The organism is Acinetobacter sp. LipI_15, assembly GCF_058242865.1.
This window is the reverse complement of the sequence record NZ_JBZAYN010000001.1, coordinates 2,581,733-2,604,364: the sequence shown is the minus strand read 5'-3', so window position 1 is coordinate 2,604,364 and position 22,632 is coordinate 2,581,733. Positions and strand designations below refer to the sequence as shown.

The following is a 22,632-nucleotide window of genomic DNA, read 5'->3' as shown; positions in this document are numbered from 1 at the left end:
GTCATCTGAGGAATATTGAAATGATTAGTCTAAGTGACTTGAAAAAATTTAAAGCGGAAGGCCGCAAATTCTCCTGCCTGACTTGCTATGATGCGAGCATGGCAAAAGCAATGGAAGTTGCTGAAGTCGATAGTATTCTGATTGGTGATTCATTGGGGATGACCATTCAAGGGAATGACTCGACTTTACCTGTCACTGTTGAAGATATGGTATATCACACTGCTGCAGTGCGTCGTGGCAATAAACATGCGTTTATTTTGACTGATTTGCCATTTATGACCTATGCCACTTTGAATGACGCTTTGGTGAATTCAAAGACCGTGATGCAAGCAGGCGCACAGATGGTCAAATTGGAAGGTGGTGCATGGTTGTCAGAAACAGTTGAAGTATTGACCCGTAATGGTATTCCAGTGTGTGTGCATTTAGGGTTAACTCCGCAATCGGTTCATGTGTTTGGCGGTTATAAAGTGCAAGCACGTACACGCGAAACCGCGGATCAACTCATTGCAGATTGTAAAGCTGTGGTTGATGCAGGTGCAGCAATTTTACTTTTGGAATGTGTTCCTGCCCAAGTGGGTAAAGAAATTAGTGAATTATTCCCAAATACACCTGTGATTGGGATCGGTGCCGGTGCAGAAACGGATGCTCAAGTCTTGGTTCAACAAGATATGCTGGGACTGACGTTTAGTCACGTGGCGAAATTTGTTCGCAACTTTATGAAAGAGCAAGCAGGGGAAACAGCAATTGTGGATGCGTTTAAGGCGTATCATGCTGCCGTACTTGATGGTAGTTTCCCTGCCAAAGAACATACATTCCAAATTGAGCTGTAAGACATGAAAACTGAAACAACGATTCAAGGTTTAAGTGCATCGCTAAATCCAGCACGTGCTGCGCGCAAAATCATTGGTTTTGTACCAACGATGGGGAACTTGCATGAAGGTCACCTTAATTTAGTTCGTGAAGCACGTAAACTGTGTGATGTCGTGGTGGTGAGTATTTTCGTTAACCCAATTCAGTTTGGTCCAAATGAAGACTTTGACAACTATCCACGTACTTTGGAACAAGATCAGCACTTATTGGCTGAAGTGGGTTGTGACATTGTATTTGCACCGACCGTTGAACAAATGTATGGCAATAAACCGCGCTTAACCAATATTAGCGTGGGCGGTATTACCAATGATTTGTGTGGCGAACAACGTCCGGGTCATTTTGACGGTGTTGCTGTTGTTGTGACAAAACTCTTTAATATTGTTCAACCGAATTTTGCATTCTTTGGACAAAAGGATTATCAGCAACTTGCAGTGATTCGTCAGTTTGTACGTGACTTAAATATTCCACTTGAAGTGATTGGTGTGCCGATTACTCGTGCTGAAGATGGTTTGGCATTGAGTTCACGTAATGGTTATTTAAGTGCGGAAAACCGTGCGATTGCACCAACGATTTACCAAAGCTTGAAAACGGCTGAGGCAGAATTACATGCCGGAACTCAACTGGCAGATGTGTTAGCGAATATTAAAGCAACATTGACAGCAGCGGGTTTTGTTGTGGACTATGTTGAAGTACGCACACCTGAATTACAGAAAATTGAAGAATTTGATCAAGATGTGGTGTTGTTTATTGCGGCTAAATTAGGCGCAACACGTCTTATTGATAATATGCAGGTTAAATATACTGCAGTTTAAAACGGCTATGGGGTAGCAAGCGATGAAGCGCATTTTAATTGTTACAGGACAATCTGGATCTGGAAAGTCATCTGCATTACAGATACTTGAGGATTTGGGCTATTACTGTATCGATAATTTGCCATTGGCCTTACTCCCCGAAATTGTTGAAAAACTTGATTCAGAAAATAATCTTGAACAATTGGCACTGGGTGTGGATGTCCGCAGTACACGTGCAGATTTACAAGAGTTCGATTTGGTTTTTCAACAGCTACAACGCCATGGCTCAGTCGATATTATTTATTTGACCACGCGTGATCAGGAATTGATTGCGCGATTCAGTTCATCTCGACGTCCCCATCCGTTGGCAAGTCGTTTCAAAAGTTTAAATGAGTGCATACAGGAAGAAAAATCTTTACTGTTGCCGATTCAATTACGCTCGACAGTACATATTGATACTACTGATAAGAGCGTACATGATTTAAAACATACCTTGCTGTCTAAACTCGGACAGGCAGATAATTTAATTTTGATCTTACAGTCTTTTGGCTATAAGCATGGTATTCCACTCGATGCAGATTATGTTTTTGACGTCCGTCATTTGCCCAATCCGCACTGGGATATGGAATTACGCAAGTATTCAGGATTAGATGAGCCAGTTCGTCAGTTTTTACAACAAAGTGAACAAACCAATGAAATGTTCCAAGATATTTATAATTTTTTGGATAAATGGCTGCCGGCATTTGCCGAAGGACATCGTCATTACATGACGGTGTCGATCGGTTGTACAGGTGGGCAACACCGTTCGGTATATATCGTAGATAGACTAAAAAAAGCACTTGAGGCAAAATGGTCTATTCAGGTTCTACATAGAGAAATGAAGCACTGGTCATGATCGACACAACTGTTGACGTAATTAATAAACTGGGTTTACATGCGCGTGCATCTGGCAAGCTAATCGAAGTCACGACCAAATTTCGCTCGTCGATTCAAATTGGTAAGGGTGGAAAATTAGTAGATGCCAAAAATATTATGTCTTTGCTGATGCTTGGCGCAGGCAAGGGCACAACTTTACGCTTAGTGATTGAAGGTGCAGATGAAGAAAAAGCTTTGTCTGAAATTCAAGCACTGTTTGCAGCAAAATTTTACGAGGCAGATTAAACGTGGCACGTCGACCGAACCGCTATACCGAAGAAGACTTTGAATCCTTAGAAGGACGTGCAAGTAAAACTGAGCAAAAGAAAGCTGTACAACGTATGGCTGCTTTGGGCGAGGAACTTGCAAAACTGAATCCTAAACAGATTAAAAATCTTCCTGTAGAAGAGCGTCTGATCGAAGCACTACTTGATGCACAAACCATTACTTCACATGAAGCGCGACGCCGTCAGTTTCAACGTGTAGGTAAATTGCTGCGTAATGAAGATGAAACCATGATTTTATCTTACTTAACCCCGCAGCAAGGTGCGAAAAAAACAGCGCAGCTTCAACGCTGGACTGAACGTATGATTGCCCAAGGTGAACCAGTCATTAAAGAGTTCATGAAAGCACATAATGCTGCTGAACATCATCCCATTCGTCAGCATATTTTGCGTATTCAACGTGATATAGCCAAAAATGTAAGCGAAGAAGAACTGACTGCGTCGAAATTGAAATTGTTTAACTACATTCAACAAGTGGCTTTATTATCTGATAACTAATGCATGATTAGATAGCCAAGTGCTTAGATAGCTCAATGATCAGATAATTCAACATGATCTGATCATTGAAGCAAAACGTGAAGTTATAGACTTCACATCAAAAAAAGCGACCTGATTAGGTCGCTTTTTTTGGCTTGAATTTTTCAACATTCAAGCTTGGCTTTTGAGTTTGAATATTAACCAAATTCACCAACAGCGCGCTCTTTAGCCCATTCACGGAGAACGAACTTCTGAAGTTTACCTGTCGAGGTTTTTGGAATTTCGGTAATCACTACATCTTTAGGTACTTTGAAACGTGCAAGATGTTGTTTACAGAATTCGATCAGTTCTTCAGGCGTTGCTTCTTTACCTGCTTTTAATTCAATAAAGGCACAAGGCACTTCTTGCCAACGAGGGTCAGGTTTTGCAACCACTGCAGCGGTCAGTACAGCAGGGTGTTGATATAGAATTTCTTCTACTTCGAGCGATGAAATGTTTTCACCCCCTGAAATGATCACATCTTTAGAGCGGTCAGTAATTTTGGCATAACCGTCGGGTTGGCAGACCGCTAAGTCACCTGTATGGAACCAGCCACCGGCAAAGGCTTCAGCCGTTGCTTCTGGGTTTTTCAAATAACCTTTCATTACGATGTTGCCACGGAACATGATTTCACCCATGGTCTGGCCATCATGCGGAACAGGTAACATGGTTTCAGGATCAATGACTTTCATACCATCTTGAAGCGGGTATGGCACACCTTGGCGAGAATGCAACTGTGCTTGTTCTTGAATGGAAAGATCAGACCAACCTGCTTGCGATGCGCAAAGTGCCGATGGACCATATGTTTCAGTCAAACCATAGACATGTGTGACATTAATACCAATATTACGCATCCCTTCAATAATCGCTGCAGGTGGCGCTGCACCAGCAACCATCACTTCAACGCGATGGTCAAATTGCACTTTTTTCTCTTCAGGCGTATTGATCAACATTGAAAGTACGATTGGCGCACCGCAGAAATAATCTACTTTGTGTTCTGCAATCAATTTGAAAATCAGTTCAGGGTCAATTTTACGTAGACAAATATTGGTTCCGCCATTGGCTGCCATTGTCCAAGCAAAGCACCAGCCATTACAGTGGAATAGAGGAAGCGTCCACAGATACGTTGCACGTGGCGTCATGCCGCAAGCAATGATGTTACTCGCTGCATTGATATATGCGCCGCGGTGATGATACACCACGCCTTTTGGATTCCCTGTGGTACCCGAGGTATAGCTTAAACTAATCGCATCCCATTCATCTTGAGGTAAGTGCCATTCAAAGTTGGCATCGCCTTGCGCCAACCAGTCTTCAAATTCGATTTGTCCAATCGGTTGTGCTGTACCTTCAAATTCAGCATCTGCAACATCAATGACATAAATATCTTGATCGATTAAAGCTAAAGCTTCAGTGGCAACCTGAGTGAATTCAGGGTCAACCAACAGGACTTTGGTTTCAGCATGTTCCAGCATGAAGGCAATGGTTTTCGCATCAAGGCGTGTATTTAGCGTATTTAGTACAGCACCCGCCATCGGTACGGCAAAGTGTGCTTCAACCATAGCTGGAACGTTCGGTAATAACACAGACACGGTGTCGTTTTTGCCAATGCCTAATTGTTGCAACTGATGTGCAAATTGACGACAGCGGTTATACGTTTGGCGCCATGAAATATGACGATTGCCGTGGATAATGGCATTCTGATCAGGATAAATATAGGCTGCACGCTCTAAATAACGTAGAGGCGAAAGTGCCACAAAATTTGCCGGGGTCCGTGGCAATTCATCGTATGCGCTAACCATCGTGGTACTCCAAGTCCATGTATATTTGTTTTAAATCTGACTTAACAATAATTCAGTCCTTAGCTTCTCTGCATTTATGCTTTAGTCGAGTATTTATACTAAATTTTTAAGTGATTGAAATTGAATAAAATAAAAACAGTAAGGTGAAGAAAATGAACCCTATGGTTCTCAAAATTGATTTTTTAGCATAAATAATTTAGTTGAAAAATATACAGGTGTTGTTGGTTTTTTATACTGATTTGGCAGATATTTCCGTGTGTGATCCTCTTTGTTGATTCGGTTTGAATGATGCTTAACGAATAATGTAGAGCGCCTTGAATAGTCTTTGTGGGGGTATAAACGAATGATTTTTTCTTTAATTGATCGTGGCTTATTTACTGTTTTATAACAATAAACTTAAGTTTGAGAAGATGCTGAACTTCGTATAATCTAAGTAAAAAATCAAGATGGCTTGTGCATTAACATTGCAAAAGCGGAAATCAAAAATAAAACAATACGGCTAAATACAATAAAAAGTATGGCGACAAGGATGAATATGACAATTCAACACGACATTGCATGGGAAAATTGGTCAGGTGCTCAGAAGTCGATCCCGAAGTCATTTATACAACCGCAAAATCTTGAGCAATTAATGGATGTGGTGCAATACCATCCTAAGATTCGCTTGGTTGGCGCAGGGCACTCATTTAGCCCTTTGGCAAAAACCACAGATACCTTAGTACGTTTAGATCATCTCAAAGGCATTCTAGATATCGATGCTGAACACTGCCAAAGTACCGTCCAAGCTGGTACACGATTATTTGATTTGGGTGAGAAGCTCGCGTCTTTTGATCAAGCACTGATTAATCAAGGGGATATTGATCGTCAAAGTTTGGCTGGGGCTATCGCAACAGGAACACATGGTACCGGACTCGAATTACCGTGTTTATCGGCGCTGGTTACGGGTTTCGAATTATTAACCGCGCAGGGCGAATTAATACAATGCAGTGCTGAACAGAACAGCGAAATTTTCCAAGCAGGGCGTGTTTCACTCGGGAGTTTAGGCGTGCTGATGCATGTACAGCTGCAAAATCGGCCGATGTATAAACTCAAAGAACAAACGCGATTATGTCCGCTGAAAGACGTCATGCAGAATATGCAGCAATGGCAATATGAACATCGACATATTGAGTTCTGGGCATTTAGTCATGCCGATCAGGTTATTTTAAAAACTTTGGATGAGACAGAAGACAACCATCAAGCGCGGAAAGAACAGTGGTTAGATGACGATGTATCACTCAAATTTTGTGCAGAATTGACGCGAATTTTTCCACCACTGAATCCATGGCTACAAAAATTATTGGGTGTTTTTGTCAAACCCTCGATGAGCGTAGACTGGTCAAGTCGAATTTTTCCTTCTGCTCGAAATACCAAATTTAATGAGATGGAATACCAGATTCCGCTGCAACACGGGATGAATTGTTTAGAAGAAATTTTGCATACCCTTCGACGACATAAGGTTCCGATGTTTTTTCCGCTAGAGTATCGACTTGTACGTGGGGATGATATTTGGCTCAGTCCGTTTTATCAGCAAGATTCGGCCTCAATTTCGGTGCATCAGTTCTATAAGCAAGATTATCAAGTCATCTTTAAGCTCGTGGAGCCGATTTTTTTAAAATATGGCGGGCGTCCGCATTGGGGGAAATTGCATAGCCTAAATGCGCGGCAGCTTCAAAATGTGTACCCCAAGTGGCAGGATTTTTTAAATATTCGACAAGAATTAGATCCTCAGCAAAAGTGGCTCAGTCCAGAGCTACAGCAATTACTGATTGAATAAGCATCGTGGAAAGTTAAACGTTGAAGACCAATTGAACGATATGAAAAAAGGGGATGGCATGGATGCATATTTTCAAAAGTTGAATACGCTGCTAAAGCAAAACGGCACTGGGATGCCGCAGTTAATCGTGGATGTTGACGCATTAAATCACAACTTGGTGATCACTCAGCAGCAGATACCACACAGTCTGCATCCGCGCTTGGTGGTGAAATCATTGGCCTGCATGGCATTGCTTCAACACTGTGCTACACAGCTTCAGACACAGCGTTTCATGCTATTTCATTTTGCACATCTGAAAACACTTTTTGAGTCGATGCCGCAAACCGATGTGTTGTTTGGAAAACCGATGCCGATTCAGGCCTTGAACCATGCAGACAAGGCGTTTTTGCAGGCAACGCAATCGCAAGTGCAATGGCTGATTGATAGTGAACAGCGTTTAGCCCAATACCTCAAATTTGCTGAGCAGCATCAACTGTGTCTACGCATTAATATTGAGATCGATGTGGGTTTACACCGTGGTGGTCTGAAAACGATCGATGAGCTAAAGGCTATTTTGGATGTAATCGTTCGATATCCTCAACATTTAAAATTTTCAGGATTGATGGGCTACGACGCACATGTGGCGAAGATTCCACGACTGATTCAATCTGCTGAACAGACTTATCAACTGTCACAGCAAAGTTATCAACAATTCAAAGCTTATGTACAACAGCGCTATCCAACTTTATGTGATGAACACACCTGTTGGAATGGTGGTGGTAGTCCTAGTTTTAGTTTTCATTATCAGCAGAGCGTCTGTAACGAAGTCTCGTTTGGCTCGATGTTATTAAAACCCGCAGATTTTGAACTGAAAAATTTACAAGCTTTCCAAAGTGCCTTGTGGCTCGCCACACCAGTGTTAAAAGTGTTGCCGCGGACTGAATTACCACAGTTAGAATGGCTCAGTCGTTGGGCAAAATCTCAGGCTGTGTTTATTTATGGAGGCTATTGGCGAGGGGACTATGTTTATCCTCAAGGCAGTCAGCCCCATGCATTATATGGTCGAAGTAGTAATCAGGAACTTGTGCAAATTCCGCAGACAAGTAGCATAGACATAGATGATTATATTTTTTTACGCCCTGCGCAAAGTGAAATGATCATCCCTCAATTTGCACAGCTTTGGTTGTATCAATCAGATCAATTGATCGCCTTAGAGACATTCAGAGAATAAAAAAGCGTCCTTACGTTCTTTGGTTCAATTGTTTCGCAATTTTTTTTTACGTGCGTAACATCAGTTAAGTTGACAAAAATAACTAATCATGCGAAAAAAGTTTTTTTAGTTAACAGATGTTCACACATGCCTCGAATTGTTTCTGTACCACTTAGTTTAGAACAGCGAGAACGACTCATTTTTCTGGCCAAGCATGCAAAACATTGGCGTGAAAGACAACGTGCCCAAACTATTCTCTGGCTTTCTGAAGGTAAAAGTGTTGCGGAAGTTGCCACTCTACAAGAACGTATACCAGAAACCATAAGGCTACAACGCCGACGTTGGGAATTGTATGAGTTTGAATCGATTAAAGAAGGTCATCGCTCAGGTCGGCCCAATACATTGATCTCAGACTATCAGGCGAAAATCCTAGATTGGGTCAATACAAGTCCACTCAATGCAGAACAAATCCGAGTCAAACTACATGAAGAATACGAAGTGTCCGTGTCTGTTGAAACCATTCGTAAGTTTTTACGAGATTCAGGTATGGTCTTCAAGCGTACCCGTCATAGCTTGAAAAAAAAGAGATCCGATTGCATTTGAACAAGCAACACAGCAGATTGAAAAATTACGAGAGCAAGCGGCACGTGGTGAAATTATATTAGGTTATGTTGATGAAACAGGGTTTTCATCTACACCTGATAACCGCTATGCGTGGACAAAGATAGGTGATGTTCATGCGGTTGATGCAATAAGATTAAAACGAGTTAATGTCATGGGGTGTTTGCTTTCAACGGGGAAACTGGTGACAAGTTGTTTACAAGAGTCAGTTACAAGCACTTGGTTTTATGCCTATTTAACTGGAATAGCTCAACAAGTAAAACAGACTTATAACCTTCCATTGGTTCTTATTGTTGATAATGCCTCGATTCATAGAAGTAAAAAGATGGCTGATTACAGAGAGCTACTTAAAAGTAACTTTTCGACGAATTTGTATTTTATTCCAGCTTATAGCCCTGAGTTAAATCGAATCGAGATGGTATGGAAGCAGATGAAATATTATTGGCGAGATTTTCAAGTCATGACAGCTGATAAAATAGAGCAATGGGTGGAGAGAGTATCAAACCAATTCGGAAAAGAATACATGTTTACTTTTTAATGACAGCTTATGAATGAGAACGTGATTATTATGTTGACAGCATAAAGCGCATTTCAGTTGAAATCTGCTTGAATTATCAGGAGTCTTGTAAAAGGAGGCAGAAAAATCAACTTCCATGGGATTAGAGGTTTATTAAAGTTGGCAGGGCGTGTAAAATTTAGGTCGAATTTTATTTATCCACCGTTTTTATCTTTTGGGGGGTCTCCCTCGATCATAATCTCGCGGTGACATGCTCCATTGTACGGGGCATCACTCCTTAAGGATTTTTATATGCCAATTATCACTTTGCCAAATGGCGATCAAAAAGAATTTGATCATGCCGTGTCTGTGATGGAAGTTGCTCAAAGCATCGGTCCTGGTCTAGCAAAAAATACAGTTGCGGGTCGTGTAAACGATCGTTTAGTTGATGCGTGTGATTTAATTACAGAAGATGCAAGCCTACAAATTATCACGCCTAAAGATGAAGATGGTATTCACATCATTCGTCACTCTTGTGCGCACTTGGTGGGTCATGCCGTTAAGCAATTGTTCCCAGAAGCAAAGATGGTCATTGGTCCTGTCATTGAAGAAGGTTTCTACTATGACATCTGGATGCCACGTCCGTTTACTTTAGACGACATGGCAGCAATCGAAGAGCGCATGAAAAAGCTCATCGACCAAGACTACGATGTCATCAAAAAAATGACTCCACGTGATGAAGTGATTAAAGAGTTCACTGCACGTGGCGAAGAATACAAACTGCGTCTGATCGAAGACATGCCTGAAGAAACTGAAATGGGCTTGTACTACCATCAAGATTACTTGGATATGTGCCGTGGTCCGCACGTTCCAAATACCAAATTCTTAAAATCGTTCAAGTTGACTAAAATCTCTGGTGCTTACTGGCGCGGTGATGCGAAAAACGAACAGCTACAACGTATTTACGGTACAGCTTGGGCGGACAAAAAACAGTTAGCTGCCTACATCAAACGTATTGAAGAAGCTGAAAAACGCGATCATCGTAAAATTGGTAAAGCGTTAGACTTGTTCCATATGCAAGAAGAAGCGCCGGGTATGGTGTTCTGGCATCCAAACGGTTGGACTATTTACCAAGTGCTTGAACAATACATGCGTAAAGTTCAACAAGCCAACGGTTACCAAGAAATCCGTACACCGCAAGTGGTTGATTTCACGCTTTGGGAAAAATCAGGTCACGCAGCAAACTATGCTGAAAACATGTTTACGACTCACTCAGAGAACCGTAACTATGCTGTAAAACCAATGAACTGCCCATGTCACGTGCAAGTCTTCAACCAAGGTTTGAAATCTTACCGTGATCTTCCAATTCGTTTGGCTGAGTTTGGTTCATGTCACCGTAACGAACCATCGGGTTCATTACACGGCATTATGCGTGTACGTGGCTTTACACAAGATGATGCGCATATCTTCTGTACGAAAGAACAAATCGGTAGTGAAGTTGCAGACTTCATTAAATTGACTTTAGATGTATATAAAGACTTCGGCTTTGAAGAAGTACAAATGAAGTTGTCGACACGTCCAGAAAAACGTGTAGGTGATGACAAACTTTGGGACATGGCAGAAAAATCTTTAGCAGATGCTTTAGATGCTGCAGGCCTAGAGTGGGAACTTCAACCGGGTGAAGGTGCATTCTACGGTCCGAAAATTGAATTCTCATTGAAAGACTGCTTAGGTCGTGTATGGCAGTGCGGTACAATTCAATGTGACTTTAACTTACCAGAACGTTTAGATGCGTCTTATGTGACTGAAGATAACGACCGTGATCAGCCTGTAATGTTGCACCGTGCAATTCTTGGCAGTTTCGAGCGTTTTATTGGTATACTTATTGAACACTATGCTGGTTTCATGCCACCTTGGTTGTCTCCAATTCAAGCATGTGTGATGAACATTACCGATTCACAAGCTGAAGCATGTGAGTCAGTCGTCGCTAAACTTAAAGAAAGCGGTATCCGCGCGATTTCAGACTTGAGAAATGAGAAAATCGGCTTTAAGATTCGTGAACGTACTTTAGAGCGTATTCCTTACTTATTGGTTCTTGGAGACCGTGAAGTTGAGGAAGGTACTGTAAACGTCCGTACTCGCTCTGGAAAAAATTTGGGTACTATGTCAATTGATGCATTCGTTGACCTAGTAAAAGCAGCCGTAGCCGAACGCGGCCGGTACATTGTGGAGTAAAAGCGATTAAACAGCCTGACCGTAATCAACAGGGCGGAAAATCAAACCGTCCTGCCTTGAATGATGAAATTCGTGCAAAAGAAGTCCGTCTAGTAGACGAAAATGGCGAGCAAAAAGGGATTGTATCTCTTGCTGACGCTTTGCGTGCTGCAGAAGCAGTAGATCTTGACCTTGTTGAGATTGTTGCTAATGCTGAGCCACCAGTCTGCAAAATCATGGATTTTAACAAGCATTTGTTTGATCTAAAACAAAAGCAAAAAGAAGCGAAGAAAAAACAACATCAAGTACAGGTGAAAGAAATCAAGCTACGCCCTGGTACTGATGTTGGTGACTACAACGTTAAACTACGTGCCATTATCAAGTTCCTTGAAGAAGGCAATAAGGTAAAAATCACGCTTCGTTTCCGTGGTCGTGAAATGGCACACCAACAGTTAGGTTTGGCTCAATTGCAAAAAATTGAAGCTGACGTGGTTGACTATGGTGTTGTTGAACAAACCCCGAAAATGGAAGGCCGTCAAATGGGTATGCTGCTTGGTCCTAAAAAGAAAAAGTAAGTATCTCTTGATGAAAAAAGCCCTGCGGATGCAGGGCTTTTTTATGTCTGAATTTTGAATTATTCAGCTAGTCGTTGCTGGCTTGCTTCAACAATAGGAATATTGGCTTCAGTTGGGACATAAATAATTTGTTGAATACGACCATCTCTTAGTGCCTCACCAAAGGCACCAATAAATTCTTGCTTTCGATATTCGGGATATTCTTTGGCGGCTTGTCCCACGAGTTTAATGGCTTGGGCGCGCAGTTTGGCACTTTCAAGTTCAGCTTTTGCCACTTGGACCTGAATCATTTTCGATTGTTCAGCTTCTGCTAGAGCAGCCTGACCGTCCATGCCTTGTTTCCAGACTTTATAATGTGGCCAAGCAAACATCAGGAGCAGCAGTACAACCAATAAAAAGAATAAAACCACAAAAATACCGAGGGGATTGAGTGTGTTTTGTCGCATATAGCTCATAATTGAACCTGTATAAGTTGATTTTTTATTTGAGATTATTGGATTTGTCTTGTTTGGAATATATTGGAAAAATCATTTCTTAGCATAAAATATGAGCTAAATTATAAATACTGTAAAGCCAAAATTTTAGAGAATACTAAATAAATAAAGTGCATAAATGTCGCTGAAAAATTCAGTTAGGCTTAAGGCTTTTGTATTAAATTCATGTTATAAAATGCAGATAAAATTGCATAACCTGAACTAAAAACGAGAATATTCATAGGAAAAATATATGATTGACCTCTACTATTGGGGTACACCCAATGGACATAAAATTACCATCGCTTTAGAAGAAATGGGTTTGGAATACCAAATTTTTCCGATTAATATCTTGGAAAATGATCAATTTCAGCCAGACTTTTTGAGAATTTCTCCGAACAATAAAATCCCTGCAATCGTGGATCAGAATGGCCCACAAGGAGAGTCAATTTCAGTTTTTGAGTCTGGTGCGATTCTGCAATATCTTGGACGTAAAACAGGTTTGTTTTATCCAGAAGATGAGTTTGAGCGCGTTGAAGTTGAACAATGGTTGATGTGGCAAATGGGTGGTTTTGGGCCCATGTTAGGACAAAATCATCATTTTAGTCGTTTTGCACCTGAACGTATTCCGTATGCAACTGAACGTTATGTAAATGAATCTAAACGCTTATATAAAGTTTTGAACCATCAGTTGATTGGTCAAAAATTTGTGGCTGGAGAGTATTCGATTGCAGATATGGCTATTCTGCCTTGGGCACTGCGTCATGAATGGCAGCAAATTCAGCTGGAAGATTATCCATACGTGAAAGACTATATCGATCGACTGACGGCCCGTCCAGCGGTACAAAAAGCCTTAGCAATACACGTTTAAAAAAAGAGCATGGAAACATGCTCTTTTTTTTATGGAATGAATAGAAGCTTTTTCCACCAAGGTCTTTGGTTTTCTTTCAGGGTCTTGAGTGAGAAGGGTTGTAAGGCAACAAAGGGGGAGGCTACACCATTTTCGATATAAGGTTTGAACTTGGCACGTAAAAGTGACTGCTCAACCCGCTTATCAATGTGTGTAAGTCCAGAGCTTTTGATTAATTCAGCTTTTTGAACTTCGCCGGTGGCTAAAACATACAATTTAAAACTAAGGTCACGATTTTGATTGCCCAGATCGTCATTGTTGAAGTTAAAGATAGGTCGCTTTTGCCAAATCATTTGATCTTGTGTAATCAGGTGTTGTTTGGCAACTTCAGAAGGACTTTGTGCATATAAAGCGGTCAAAATTTGTAATAACACGATAAAACTTAAGCAAAGAATTTTTTTCATAAAGTGAGTTAAAATTATTCAATATTTGCGTGGCAGATTAGAAGTCTCATGTATAAAAGTAAAGTGCGGAAAGACTCACCTTAAGATTTTAGATAGGACGGAAGAAAATTCTAACGCTGTGTTAGAATGCGGCGCTGCCGAAAAGAACGCGTTGTTGACGGCTTAGTTGGACGATTTTGCGATGAAAGACTTTTTCTTAAATTTTACCCGTATTGTTGAAAATAACCCAAGAATCTATTGGAGTATTATTTTTGGTATTGCAGGCTGCTTAGTGCTATTTGTCGCTGAAATTGTGCATGTTCAAAATATTCTTGCAGATTTACATACCAAAGATCAAAACTTGATGCGGGCTGCGATTGAACCGATTTCTTCACAATATAAATGGTCGAGAATCGTTGTAATTGTTGCAGCAGTGCTTTGGTCAAATTTTGAATATTTGAAGTCGAAGAAAAAATTAGGTCTCTAAGCATTCGTTTCGATGTGGTCGTTTTTAGTTTTATTCTTCGCGGCATTTGGGGCTGCGACCTTACTTCCTTTACAGTCCGAAGCCGTATTGCTCGGCTTGTTGAGCTATGGTCAACACAATCCATGGCTACTGATTGTGGTGGCCAGTATTGGTAATATTCTCGGTTCTTGTGTGAATTGGTGGCTCGGTTTAAAAGTAGAACATTATAAAAATAAAACATGGTTTCCCGTGTCAGAGCTGAAAATGCAGCAGGCACAGGGTATTTATCACAAATATGGTTATTGGTCTTTGCTACTGAGTTGGCTGCCGATGATTGGAGACCCTATTACTTTAATTGCGGGTTTAATGAAAGAAAACTTCTGGCGCTTTGTGTTCATGGTGACCGTAGCGAAAACCGGGCGTTATCTCTGTATTTATCTTATATTTTTAGGTTTCTTCTGAGATAAAACAGGGCATTGAAACATTCAATCCCTGCTTGAAATGTTGAATCTATTACTTATTTACAGCCATTTACTTTAAATTGAATTTCATCTTTAAAGTTCGACTTTTTATAGATCCAAAGGGTGCTCGCAGTACGTTTAACCGAGATCTGACTATTTCTTAGTGCTTCAACGACTTTCTGATCGAGTGTATAAATGCCAGAGCCTTGCTTGATCTTGACCTTTTTTACTTGTCCGTGTTTATCCACTTTAAAGTTAAATTTGACTTTACGATCGTGCTGTTTCAACTCATGACTAGTGAGATCTAATTTTGGTTGAGATACATATTGGAATGGCGTTTTCTTATCTGCACTTTGTGCATTCCAAACTTTTGAATCAAAGTTGAAATCACATTCAGGCGTATTGCCTTTAACTCTCAAATTAAACGCTTGATAGCCAATAATGGCTTTGGCTTCACCATTTTCTAAATGTGGTTTGACTTTAGCTTTTTTGACAGCAGAAATTAAGATTCGGTCGAGTTGATCGACACCTGTACTTTCTTCAATACTTGCATCGGTAATGGTGCCTTTTGCATTTGCTGTAACACGAATAATGGCCGCGCGGTCACGTTGCTTGAGGTCTTCATTGGCATATAATGGTTTTGGGAAAACCGACCAATTTAAACGCGTGGTTAAATGCGCAGGAGCAACTTCAATATTCTGTGCCGGAAGTTGATGGGTTTTGGTTGAAGCACTAAACGTTGTAGAAAATGGAGCGCAGGCCAAAAGGGTTAAGCACAGATATTGTTTCATAAGTCTATTCTAAGATCACAAAGTGAGTGATGAATGCGTCGATATTGCTGCGCAGTATTTCCTGTATTGGAAATACTGGCAAGGTTTAAATGGAAAATATGCCATTATTTTTTTGACTGACGGGTAATGTCGATTCCAAATAAGTCACGGGTTTTTGCCCAACTGATTGCAACTACAGCCATGGTCATACAGCCACCAAAGATTGTCGCCATGATCGTGCCCATATATTTTGCAGCCAATCCAGATTCAAATGCACCGAGTTCATTACTACTGGAGACAAACATGCCATTGACCGCGGCAACACGCCCACGCATATTTTCCGGCGGATAGAGCTGTAAAATAGTTTGACGCACGACGACAGAAACACTGTCACATGCACCAGTCATTGCCAGTGCAAAGAGTGATAACCAAAGATTGCTTGAAAATGCGAATAAAATGGTAAATACACCAAAACCCGCTACAGCCAATAACATATTACGCCATGCATGATGAGTTGGAGGGAATTTGGTCAATGCAATCATAGTGATCAGGGCGCCAATAGACGGTGCTGCCCGTAAGTAGCCTAAACCTTCAGGCCCCACTTTTAAAATATCTTCGGCAAAAATCGGTAAGAGGGCAATCACGCCACCAAAAAGCACAGAAACTAAATCGAGTGAAATCGCCCAAAGGACAATTTTGGTTTTCCAGATAAATCGAAAACCTTCACTTAAACTATCTTTTAAATTGTCAGATTCAATTTTAGGAAAACTGCGTTTATTGAGTAGGTTAATGAGAACGAAGCAGACAGTTAGTAGCGCCGAAACACTGAGTAAGCTGGTTTCACGGCCTAAAAATGCCAACATAAAACCGCCAAGCATTGGCCCAATAATCACCCCACTTTGCCAACCAATCGTTGTCCATGTTGCACCATTGGCATAGAGCTCCCGCGGGATTAAAAAAGGTTTAAGCGACGTTGCCGAGGGATTATAGAAACCTCGGATCGTTCCAAGCCCAAAAATGACCGCATAAATACCCCAAGACAGTTGGGTGACATCAATTTGGCCGAGACCATATTGGTGAAATAACCCCCAAAGAATAAGTGGCATCGGTACAGAAACAAACAGACAAATTTTCATAATGGTCTGTTTATTGAAACGATCTGCAAAGTATCCTCCCCACAAAGAGAGAGCAATAAAAGGAATTGCTTCGGCTAAACCAATTAAGCCCAGTGTTAGCGGGTCTTTGGTGATTTGATACAGTGAATAAGCAACAATAATTTCTTGAATCAAAATGGCTAAGGTCAGACAAAATTGATTGAGCGTAACAATCGAGAAATCCCGATAACGTAGGGCTGCAAAAGCATCCTGTGCAGGTTTCATAATGGACATTAATAGTTGGCGTGCCGAGATTATATAAGCCCTATTGGACATCGCTTATAAAATCATCGGAAAATCTATATCAGAAAATTAATTAAGATCGATATTCGGTAGAAAGATTCGCTTTTGTTTTGAGCAAAGATGCTTTAGAATACTCGCTCCCTTACCTGCAGGGCGTCTTTGCAATGGTGCAGACGTGCCGAACAGGTGTTCAAAAGAGGTTCTTATGCCTAAGATGAAAACTCGCCGTGGTGCAGCTAAACGCTTCAAGCCAACTGCAAACGGTTTTAAACGTCACCAAGCGTTCAAACGACACATTTTGACCAAAAAATCTGCTAAGCGTATCCGTCAATTACGCGGCTGTGTAATGGTTCACGTAAGTGACGTTGCTTCAGTTCGCCGTATGTGCCCATACATCTAAGGAGATTATAAATGGCTCGTGTTAAACGTGGTGTACAGGCTCATCGCCGTCATAAAAAAATTCTTGCTCGTGCTAAAGGTTACTACGGCGCTCGTTCACGCGTATATCGCGTAGCGTTCCAAGCAGTAATCAAAGCAGGTCAATATGCTTACCGTGACCGTCGTCAAAAGAAACGTCAATTCCGTGCTCTATGGATTGCGCGTATCAATGCCGGTGCTCGTCAAAATGGTTTGTCGTACAGCCGTATGATCGCTGGCTTGAAAAAAGCTCAAGTGATTATCGACCGTCGCGTACTTGCTGACATCGCTATGCATGACGCAGTTGCGTTTGCTGCTTTAGCTTCTAAAGCTAAAGATGCATTAGCTGCATAAGTCTTTATGACTTAAAAAGGGACCGCTTTTAGCGGTCTTTTTTTATGGACGAATTTGATTAGACATCTTATTTTTTCGACCATATGGCTAAAAACACAATGATGCCAATTGTGATTGCGGCAAATTTTATAAACTCAAATTGTTTAAAAAGTAAATAAAAGCCATAAAGTAAAGCGAATAGCATGGCAAAAATTAAAACTAAAGAAAAAAATGCAACCCATGGTTTTTCAGGCTCTTTATCTGTTGAAGTGTTGGTGGCGGAAAGAGCTTGATCGGATGTTGCGTTGAAATAATTAACTTTGGGGTATTTTTTCTGTAGTTGTTTGAGTAAAGCTTTCTCTTCATCATTGACTAAATTTTCGCGGTTGAAATGATTGGCTGTATAGCACGTGACATCTGCATGGTGTTCTGACAGTTTGTACTCATAATCCAATAGTTGTGCATATTCTTCGGTTGTAAATAAATGGATCGGTGAGCTTTCGTTTTTTACATGTTTTAAATTTTGGATAGCAGCTTCGATTGAATTGAGCATTTCAAGCAGACTTAATCCAACTTGAGGTGAAGCTTGAGGATTCTCCAAAAGAGGGAGTGAGTCATCCAGAAGGCCATAATAATACAAATTATGGATTAGTTTAAATTGAGGCTGAATGTGGGTAGAAAACGGATGTTCAAATAAATCCAGTTGAATGCTATTTACTAAACTGCTCCAACTCGATTTTTTATCAAAGCAAAAGCAATCGTTCCGCTGTTGTTGATTGAGCTCAATTAATGTAAACAGTCCGAATGCGTCATGAAATTGTGTGGAACTTGCACCCCAAAACTCCCGAGGATCACCAATAGGGCTGATATCTAAAATTTTCGTTTCAGATTGGATTTGAACCAGTGCAAAGGCTTGATTTAAATTGTTGTGGAAAACAGCAAGAGGGTAGTTGGTTTTTACAAAGTCAAAATGAGGATGTTGATTAAGTTTTGCATGCTCAAAAAGAAGATCAAATGGATAAAGTGAGCATGTTCTAATCCGCTTTTCAGCCATATACATAATCAAATGATCAACTGAGTCATGTAGTAATGCATTGGTTTTAAAATCGCGAATCAAGAAAATGTCGCAAGCTTGGCCGCACCATGGGTGCAAAATCTCGTCATAGTAAATTTTCTGGTTAAAAAAGCGTTGAGCGTTATATTGCAAACCAAGAATAAATTGCTCGTAATGATCTATCATAATGAAGCATTTTTTTATTTTTCAATTGTAAGCTATCTTAGCTTTAATTTGACTTAAAAGGTAACTGCTTGATGCGCAAACAGTATCACTTCCGCCAAGTAGGTGATGATACGTATATTTGGGATGTACATCGTTTAGTAAAACTCAGTCAAAATTTTAAGATTCAGCAAATCCCTGTAAATGACATTCAAGAGTTAAATGAAGCATATTGGTTTCCAAAATCTGTACCGACCACACAGCAAATTATTGAACATCTGCAATTGGTAAATGATGCAGACTTAAGTTATCCCATTATTTTATGTGCCAGTGGTCGAGTGATGGATGGGATGCATCGAGTCGCGAAAGCCTGTATTTCTAATCAGTCACATATATTAGCCGTTCAATTTGAACAAACCCCAAAGCCTGATTTTATCAATATCGATGCAGATCTTTTGGATTATCGTAAAGAATAAAAGTTAACCTACAGATCCAATGCTGTTATCTTGGAGTAGATTCACCAGACTCAAGTAGATCATCATGACAATGAAAAGAATAAACGTAGTCGGTACATCAGCCACTGGAAAATCAACCTTTTCCAGAGCTTTGGCGGAAAAATTAAGGTTACATTATATTGAACTGGATAACCTATTTTGGCTGGATGATTGGCAGGAGTGTCCTGACGAAATCTTTTTTGCACGTATCGAAGCTGAAATTGCCAAAGCAAAAAATGGTTATGTTATTGATGGCAACTATACTCGGGCGATTCCGGTGAAATGGTCGGAAATAGATACGGTGATATGGTTAGACCTTCCGTTTCCAGTCAATTTATACCGCTCTGTAAAGCGCGCATTTTCTCGGGCTAAGTCCAAACAAGATCTTTGGCCAGATTCAAATAATCAGGAAAGTTTGTGGCGGATGTTTGGTCGAGATTCCATTGTCTGGTGGATGATTAAGACCCATAAAAAGAATCGTGAAAAATATCTACAGATGATGAATGCACCTGAATATCAACATATTCAATGGATTCGTTTAAAGTCTGCAAATGCAGTTGATGCATTTTTAGAACAATTGGACTCTTATGTTTTTGATATTTAAGTTTTGATGTTTTATCAATAAAAAGTGCAGTTAAGTTACAGAAATAATCTTTATACCGCGCTTTGCGACATGCCTAATGTATGGATAGAAAAGAACAAAAGGAAAATAAAATGTTGGCTGAAATAGTTGGTATGGGTCAAGGTAGCATTACTGTAGAGCTCGAAATGATTCCCCGCAAAGGTGAGGCAGTCAAAATCATGTATGGTGCAGACGCAGAGCTTGAGGGGGAAGTAGTCTCTGTCAGTCATTATATTAATCAACATGCCGATCAGCATCGCGTTCGATTAGAAATTCGTCCGTTTAATTATTTAACGACCTCATAATTTTGAGGTCATTCATACATAAGCATGTTCATAAAAAAGCCCTTCCATGAGAAGGGTTTTTTAGTGTTGATCACATTTATACAGTTAAAGTCCGAAGTAATAAGCCAATAAGCAAATCACTACCGTAATAATAATTAAGGTAATCACTCCACCTGCACCGGGTTTATGGGTTGGATTTGGCGTGTGTGCATGCTGAGGATTTGATTTTCTTTGCTCAGTTTTAAATCCATCCAGAGGAGAGCTTTCGACCACAGGAGTTAAACGTGCAGTTTTATAGTGATTGGCGACTTTTACGATAAATTTAGCCGTTAAATCTTCAGTTTTTTGAGCAAAATGGCGCAAATTTAACTGTTCTTCAGGTGTATAGATGCTGCCATCTGCATGATAGGGATGCTGAATTTTAGACTGAATGTGGCGGTTTAATGCATCTAAGCGATGCAAGCTGTCATGTGCAAAATCCGCTTGTGCATCCGTTGGCAAGAGTGCAAGTTTTGTAGATTCATTCGATTCGCTGCTTAGATCAGGCTGCGTACCATAATAAGGTGTGCCTAACACCTCCGGCTCAATAAAACCTTCCGCCGGTTTTTGCAAAAATAATTCTGCTTCAGTGAAGTTATGAATATCATCCCATTTTGGTAACTGCATATCTGCTTCGATGCGTTTAATGAGTTTATGGTTCAGCTCATAGCGCCAAAAGGTTTCTCGACGAATTTGCAGTTGTTGGGATGCCGGTGCTTCATAGTCATTTTCTGCGTTATACCACTCGGCAAGTTCTTTACCAAAAATCCATGCCTGCTTTTTATTTTTTTCGTGGCTCACAATAAAATGGGCAAAGGGAAGAAGTTCAACGTTAGCATTCGGATTTTGTTCATCATTCAGCAAGCTGGAGCTATGTAAACTTAAGCGTTGTACCCCTTGTTTTTTTAAGCCTTCGAGCCAAACTTGAAAATGTTGCGCCAACAAATGCTGCGAAAGTAGATCACGAAAATGGAAACTGTGCTGATCAAAAATACTGTGCTGCAGCCAGCGCTGGAAACTTAAATCCTGATTTAGGAATTCATTGCCGTACGTCACTAAAGTGAGTTGTTGTTTCCAGATTGGATCAAGTGCCATAGAGATAGGATCCCGTTGAAATTGCATTTATTTTATACTTTTTTTAAATCTTGATGCTATTGCAATTTTAACTTGCGAATGCGCTTCATCATAACGGCTAAAAACTGTTAGAATAAGGGGTTTATATATTTTTTTAAATTGTTGCTTTGAGAGTTACTATGTCACTGGAAGCCCTGACCACTGAAGCGCTCGCTGCGATTGCAGCAGCAGAGGACCTTGCTACACTCGACCAAGTGCGAGTGCAATTTACAGGGAAGAAAAGCCAGCTCGCGGAACAATCGAAGTCGCTCGGTAAAATGGACCCGGACGAACGTAAAGTTTTTGGGGCTCAAATTCATGCCGTTCGTGAAGCGATTACAGGCGCACTGACTGCTCGTCAAGCTGAATTACAAAAAGCTGCATTAGAACAAAAGCTTGCTAGCGAAACGATTGATATTTCATTACCTGGCCGTGGTCAAACGGTGGGTAGCATTCACCCTGTCACTCAAGTACAAGAACGTATTTGCCAATTCTTTACGAAATCAGGTTTTACCGTTGCGACTGGCCCTGAAGTTGAAGATGATTATCACAACTTTGAAGCATTGAATATTCCAGGCCACCATCCTGCACGTGCTATGCACGATACTTTCTATTTTGATGTGAACCATTTGTTACGTACGCATACTTCAGGTGTGCAGATCCGTACAATGGAAACTCAGCAGCCTCCAATTCGTATTGTCTGCCCAGGCCGTGTATACCGCTGTGACTCAGACCAAACGCATTCACCAATGTTCCACCAAATTGAAGGTTTATACGTTGCAGAGAATACGAGCTTTGCTGAGTTAAAAGGTTTGTTAGTGAACCTGCTTAACGAATTCTTTGAAAAAGATCTTAAAGTACGTTTTCGTCCATCTTATTTCCCATTCACTGAGCCAAGTGCTGAAGTGGATATTATGGATGAGCGCGGTAAATGGTTAGAAGTATTGGGCTGCGGTATGGTGCATCCTAATGTATTGCGTTCAGCGGGTATCGATCCTGACAAATATAAAGGCTTTGCCTTTGGTTTAGGTGTAGAACGTTTTGCAATGTTACGTTATGGCATTAATGACTTACGTATGTTCTACCAAAACGATGTGCGTTTCTTACGCCAATTTGCTTAAGACTTTTTAATAATCCTCTCCTAACCTCTCCTTTAAGAAAGGAGAGG

General features: G+C 40.7%; 27 protein-coding genes. 20 read left to right on the top strand and 7 right to left on the bottom strand.

What is annotated here, in order from left to right:
* The first annotated feature begins 20 nt into the window (after positions 1–20).
* Genes panB through yjgA form a run of 5 tightly spaced genes read left to right on the top strand, consistent with a single transcriptional unit; the run spans position 21 to position 3,358 of the window.
* A complete protein-coding gene (gene panB / locus AC4CU0_RS12330) occupies positions 21–830 on the top strand; it encodes a 3-methyl-2-oxobutanoate hydroxymethyltransferase (protein ID WP_111884734.1) in 810 nt (269 codons plus the stop codon).
* A gap of 3 nt (positions 831–833) precedes the next feature.
* Positions 834–1,682 (top strand): pantoate--beta-alanine ligase, encoded by an 849-nt coding sequence (gene panC, locus AC4CU0_RS12325; RefSeq protein WP_078189596.1) that lies wholly within the window; start codon positions 834–836, stop codon positions 1,680–1,682.
* 22 nt (positions 1,683–1,704) lie between these two features.
* A complete protein-coding gene (gene rapZ, locus AC4CU0_RS12320) occupies positions 1,705–2,556 on the top strand; it encodes an RNase adapter RapZ (protein ID WP_078189595.1) in 852 nt (283 codons plus the stop codon).
* Positions 2,553–2,822: an HPr family phosphocarrier protein gene (locus tag AC4CU0_RS12315; protein WP_067763492.1), complete on the top strand. Its 270-nt coding sequence runs from the start codon at positions 2,553–2,555 to the stop codon at positions 2,820–2,822. The genes rapZ and AC4CU0_RS12315 overlap by 4 nt, the downstream gene beginning before the upstream one ends.
* 2 nt (positions 2,823–2,824) lie before the next feature.
* Positions 2,825–3,358: a ribosome biogenesis factor YjgA gene (gene yjgA / locus AC4CU0_RS12310; protein WP_168378467.1), complete on the top strand. Its 534-nt coding sequence runs from the start codon at positions 2,825–2,827 to the stop codon at positions 3,356–3,358.
* Between the two features lie 176 nt (positions 3,359–3,534).
* On the opposite strand, the gene AC4CU0_RS12305 is transcribed toward yjgA, so the two are convergent.
* The gene (locus tag AC4CU0_RS12305) at positions 3,535–5,175 is read right to left on the bottom strand and encodes an acyl-CoA synthetase (RefSeq protein ID WP_490743227.1); all 1,641 of its coding nucleotides are present in this window, start codon (positions 5,173–5,175) and stop codon (positions 3,535–3,537) included.
* Positions 5,176–5,710: 535 nt separating this feature from the next.
* On the opposite strand from AC4CU0_RS12305, the gene AC4CU0_RS12300 reads away from it, so the two are divergent.
* The 6 genes from AC4CU0_RS12300 to infC all read left to right on the top strand — a co-directional run bounded on the left by AC4CU0_RS12300 (position 5,711) and on the right by infC (position 12,086).
* Positions 5,711–6,991: a D-arabinono-1,4-lactone oxidase gene (locus tag AC4CU0_RS12300; protein WP_490743507.1), complete on the top strand. Its 1,281-nt coding sequence runs from the start codon at positions 5,711–5,713 to the stop codon at positions 6,989–6,991.
* Between the two features lie 58 nt (positions 6,992–7,049).
* The gene (locus tag AC4CU0_RS12295) at positions 7,050–8,201 is read left to right on the top strand and encodes an alanine racemase (RefSeq protein WP_490743506.1); all 1,152 of its coding nucleotides are present in this window, start codon (positions 7,050–7,052) and stop codon (positions 8,199–8,201) included.
* Between the two features lie 126 nt (positions 8,202–8,327).
* Complete coding sequence (locus tag AC4CU0_RS12290) at positions 8,328–8,783, top strand: helix-turn-helix domain-containing protein (protein WP_004973749.1); 456 nt, start codon at positions 8,328–8,330, stop codon at positions 8,781–8,783.
* A complete protein-coding gene (locus tag AC4CU0_RS12285) occupies positions 8,773–9,339 on the top strand; it encodes an IS630 family transposase (protein WP_121533679.1) in 567 nt (188 codons plus the stop codon). Before AC4CU0_RS12290 ends, AC4CU0_RS12285 begins: the two co-directional genes overlap by 11 nt.
* Before the next feature lie 270 nt (positions 9,340–9,609).
* Entirely contained in the window at positions 9,610–11,532 is a 1,923-nt protein-coding gene (gene thrS, locus AC4CU0_RS12280) for a threonine--tRNA ligase (protein WP_490743226.1), read from the top strand.
* A 5-nt stretch (positions 11,533–11,537) separates the two neighbouring features.
* Positions 11,538–12,086: a translation initiation factor IF-3 gene (gene infC, locus AC4CU0_RS12275; protein ID WP_078192643.1), complete on the top strand. Its 549-nt coding sequence runs from the start codon at positions 11,538–11,540 to the stop codon at positions 12,084–12,086.
* 59 nt (positions 12,087–12,145) lie between these two features.
* Here infC and AC4CU0_RS12270 read toward each other — a convergent pair whose 3' ends face one another.
* The gene (locus AC4CU0_RS12270) at positions 12,146–12,541 is read right to left on the bottom strand and encodes a hypothetical protein (protein WP_180108992.1); all 396 of its coding nucleotides are present in this window, start codon (positions 12,539–12,541) and stop codon (positions 12,146–12,148) included.
* Between the two features lie 271 nt (positions 12,542–12,812).
* On the opposite strand from AC4CU0_RS12270, the gene AC4CU0_RS12265 reads away from it, so the two are divergent.
* Positions 12,813–13,430 carry a glutathione S-transferase N-terminal domain-containing protein gene (locus AC4CU0_RS12265; protein ID WP_490743225.1) on the top strand — a complete coding sequence of 206 codons (618 nt, stop codon included), beginning with the start codon at positions 12,813–12,815 and terminating at the stop codon, positions 13,428–13,430.
* 29 nt (positions 13,431–13,459) lie between these two features.
* On the opposite strand, the gene AC4CU0_RS12260 is transcribed toward AC4CU0_RS12265, so the two are convergent.
* Complete coding sequence (locus AC4CU0_RS12260; RefSeq protein WP_490743224.1) at positions 13,460–13,843, bottom strand: energy transducer TonB; 384 nt, start codon at positions 13,841–13,843, stop codon at positions 13,460–13,462.
* A 211-nt stretch (positions 13,844–14,054) separates the two neighbouring features.
* Between AC4CU0_RS12260 and AC4CU0_RS12255 the strand changes: the two genes are divergently transcribed.
* Complete coding sequence (locus tag AC4CU0_RS12255) at positions 14,055–14,339, top strand: hypothetical protein (protein ID WP_078192639.1); 285 nt, start codon at positions 14,055–14,057, stop codon at positions 14,337–14,339.
* Positions 14,340–14,351: 12 nt separating this feature from the next.
* On the top strand, positions 14,352–14,780 hold the full coding sequence (locus tag AC4CU0_RS12250; RefSeq protein ID WP_078192638.1) for a YqaA family protein: 429 nt from the start codon (positions 14,352–14,354) through the stop codon (positions 14,778–14,780).
* Positions 14,781–14,835: 55 nt separating this feature from the next.
* Here the strand turns inward: AC4CU0_RS12250 and AC4CU0_RS12245 are convergent, their stop codons facing one another.
* Both AC4CU0_RS12245 and AC4CU0_RS12240 read right to left on the bottom strand, forming a co-directional pair.
* Entirely contained in the window at positions 14,836–15,570 is a 735-nt protein-coding gene (locus AC4CU0_RS12245; RefSeq protein ID WP_180024394.1) for an energy transducer TonB family protein, read from the bottom strand.
* Between the two features lie 104 nt (positions 15,571–15,674).
* Positions 15,675–16,928, bottom strand: a complete 1,254-nt coding sequence (locus tag AC4CU0_RS12240) for an MFS transporter (RefSeq protein ID WP_490743505.1) — start codon at positions 16,926–16,928, stop codon at positions 15,675–15,677.
* Between the two features lie 223 nt (positions 16,929–17,151).
* On the opposite strand from AC4CU0_RS12240, the gene rpmI reads away from it, so the two are divergent.
* Entirely contained in the window at positions 17,152–17,346 is a 195-nt protein-coding gene (rpmI, locus tag AC4CU0_RS12235) for a 50S ribosomal protein L35 (RefSeq protein ID WP_065994397.1), read from the top strand.
* A gap of 11 nt (positions 17,347–17,357) precedes the next feature.
* The gene (gene rplT, locus AC4CU0_RS12230) at positions 17,358–17,717 is read left to right on the top strand and encodes a 50S ribosomal protein L20 (RefSeq protein WP_004647525.1); all 360 of its coding nucleotides are present in this window, start codon (positions 17,358–17,360) and stop codon (positions 17,715–17,717) included.
* Positions 17,718–17,784: 67 nt separating this feature from the next.
* Here the strand turns inward: rplT and AC4CU0_RS12225 are convergent, their stop codons facing one another.
* Positions 17,785–18,750: a hypothetical protein gene (locus AC4CU0_RS12225; RefSeq protein WP_490743223.1), complete on the bottom strand. Its 966-nt coding sequence runs from the start codon at positions 18,748–18,750 to the stop codon at positions 17,785–17,787.
* 257 nt (positions 18,751–19,007) lie between these two features.
* On the opposite strand from AC4CU0_RS12225, the gene AC4CU0_RS12220 reads away from it, so the two are divergent.
* From AC4CU0_RS12220 to AC4CU0_RS12210, 3 genes are all read left to right on the top strand, one after another.
* Positions 19,008–19,388, top strand: coding sequence for a hypothetical protein (locus AC4CU0_RS12220; RefSeq protein WP_180124069.1), 381 nt, complete (start codon positions 19,008–19,010; stop codon positions 19,386–19,388).
* Between the two features lie 70 nt (positions 19,389–19,458).
* Complete coding sequence (locus AC4CU0_RS12215) at positions 19,459–20,010, top strand: P-loop NTPase family protein (RefSeq protein WP_168378479.1); 552 nt, start codon at positions 19,459–19,461, stop codon at positions 20,008–20,010.
* A gap of 110 nt (positions 20,011–20,120) precedes the next feature.
* On the top strand, positions 20,121–20,333 hold the full coding sequence (locus AC4CU0_RS12210; RefSeq protein WP_111884721.1) for a KOW domain-containing RNA-binding protein: 213 nt from the start codon (positions 20,121–20,123) through the stop codon (positions 20,331–20,333).
* An 84-nt stretch (positions 20,334–20,417) separates the two neighbouring features.
* Here AC4CU0_RS12210 and AC4CU0_RS12205 read toward each other — a convergent pair whose 3' ends face one another.
* Positions 20,418–21,446 (bottom strand): hypothetical protein, encoded by a 1,029-nt coding sequence (locus AC4CU0_RS12205; protein WP_490743504.1) that lies wholly within the window; start codon positions 21,444–21,446, stop codon positions 20,418–20,420.
* Between the two features lie 158 nt (positions 21,447–21,604).
* Here AC4CU0_RS12205 and pheS point away from each other — a divergent pair, with 158 nt between their 5' ends.
* Entirely contained in the window at positions 21,605–22,585 is a 981-nt protein-coding gene (gene pheS, locus AC4CU0_RS12200; RefSeq protein ID WP_067763460.1) for a phenylalanine--tRNA ligase subunit alpha, read from the top strand.
* Positions 22,586–22,632: the final 47 nt, after the last annotated feature.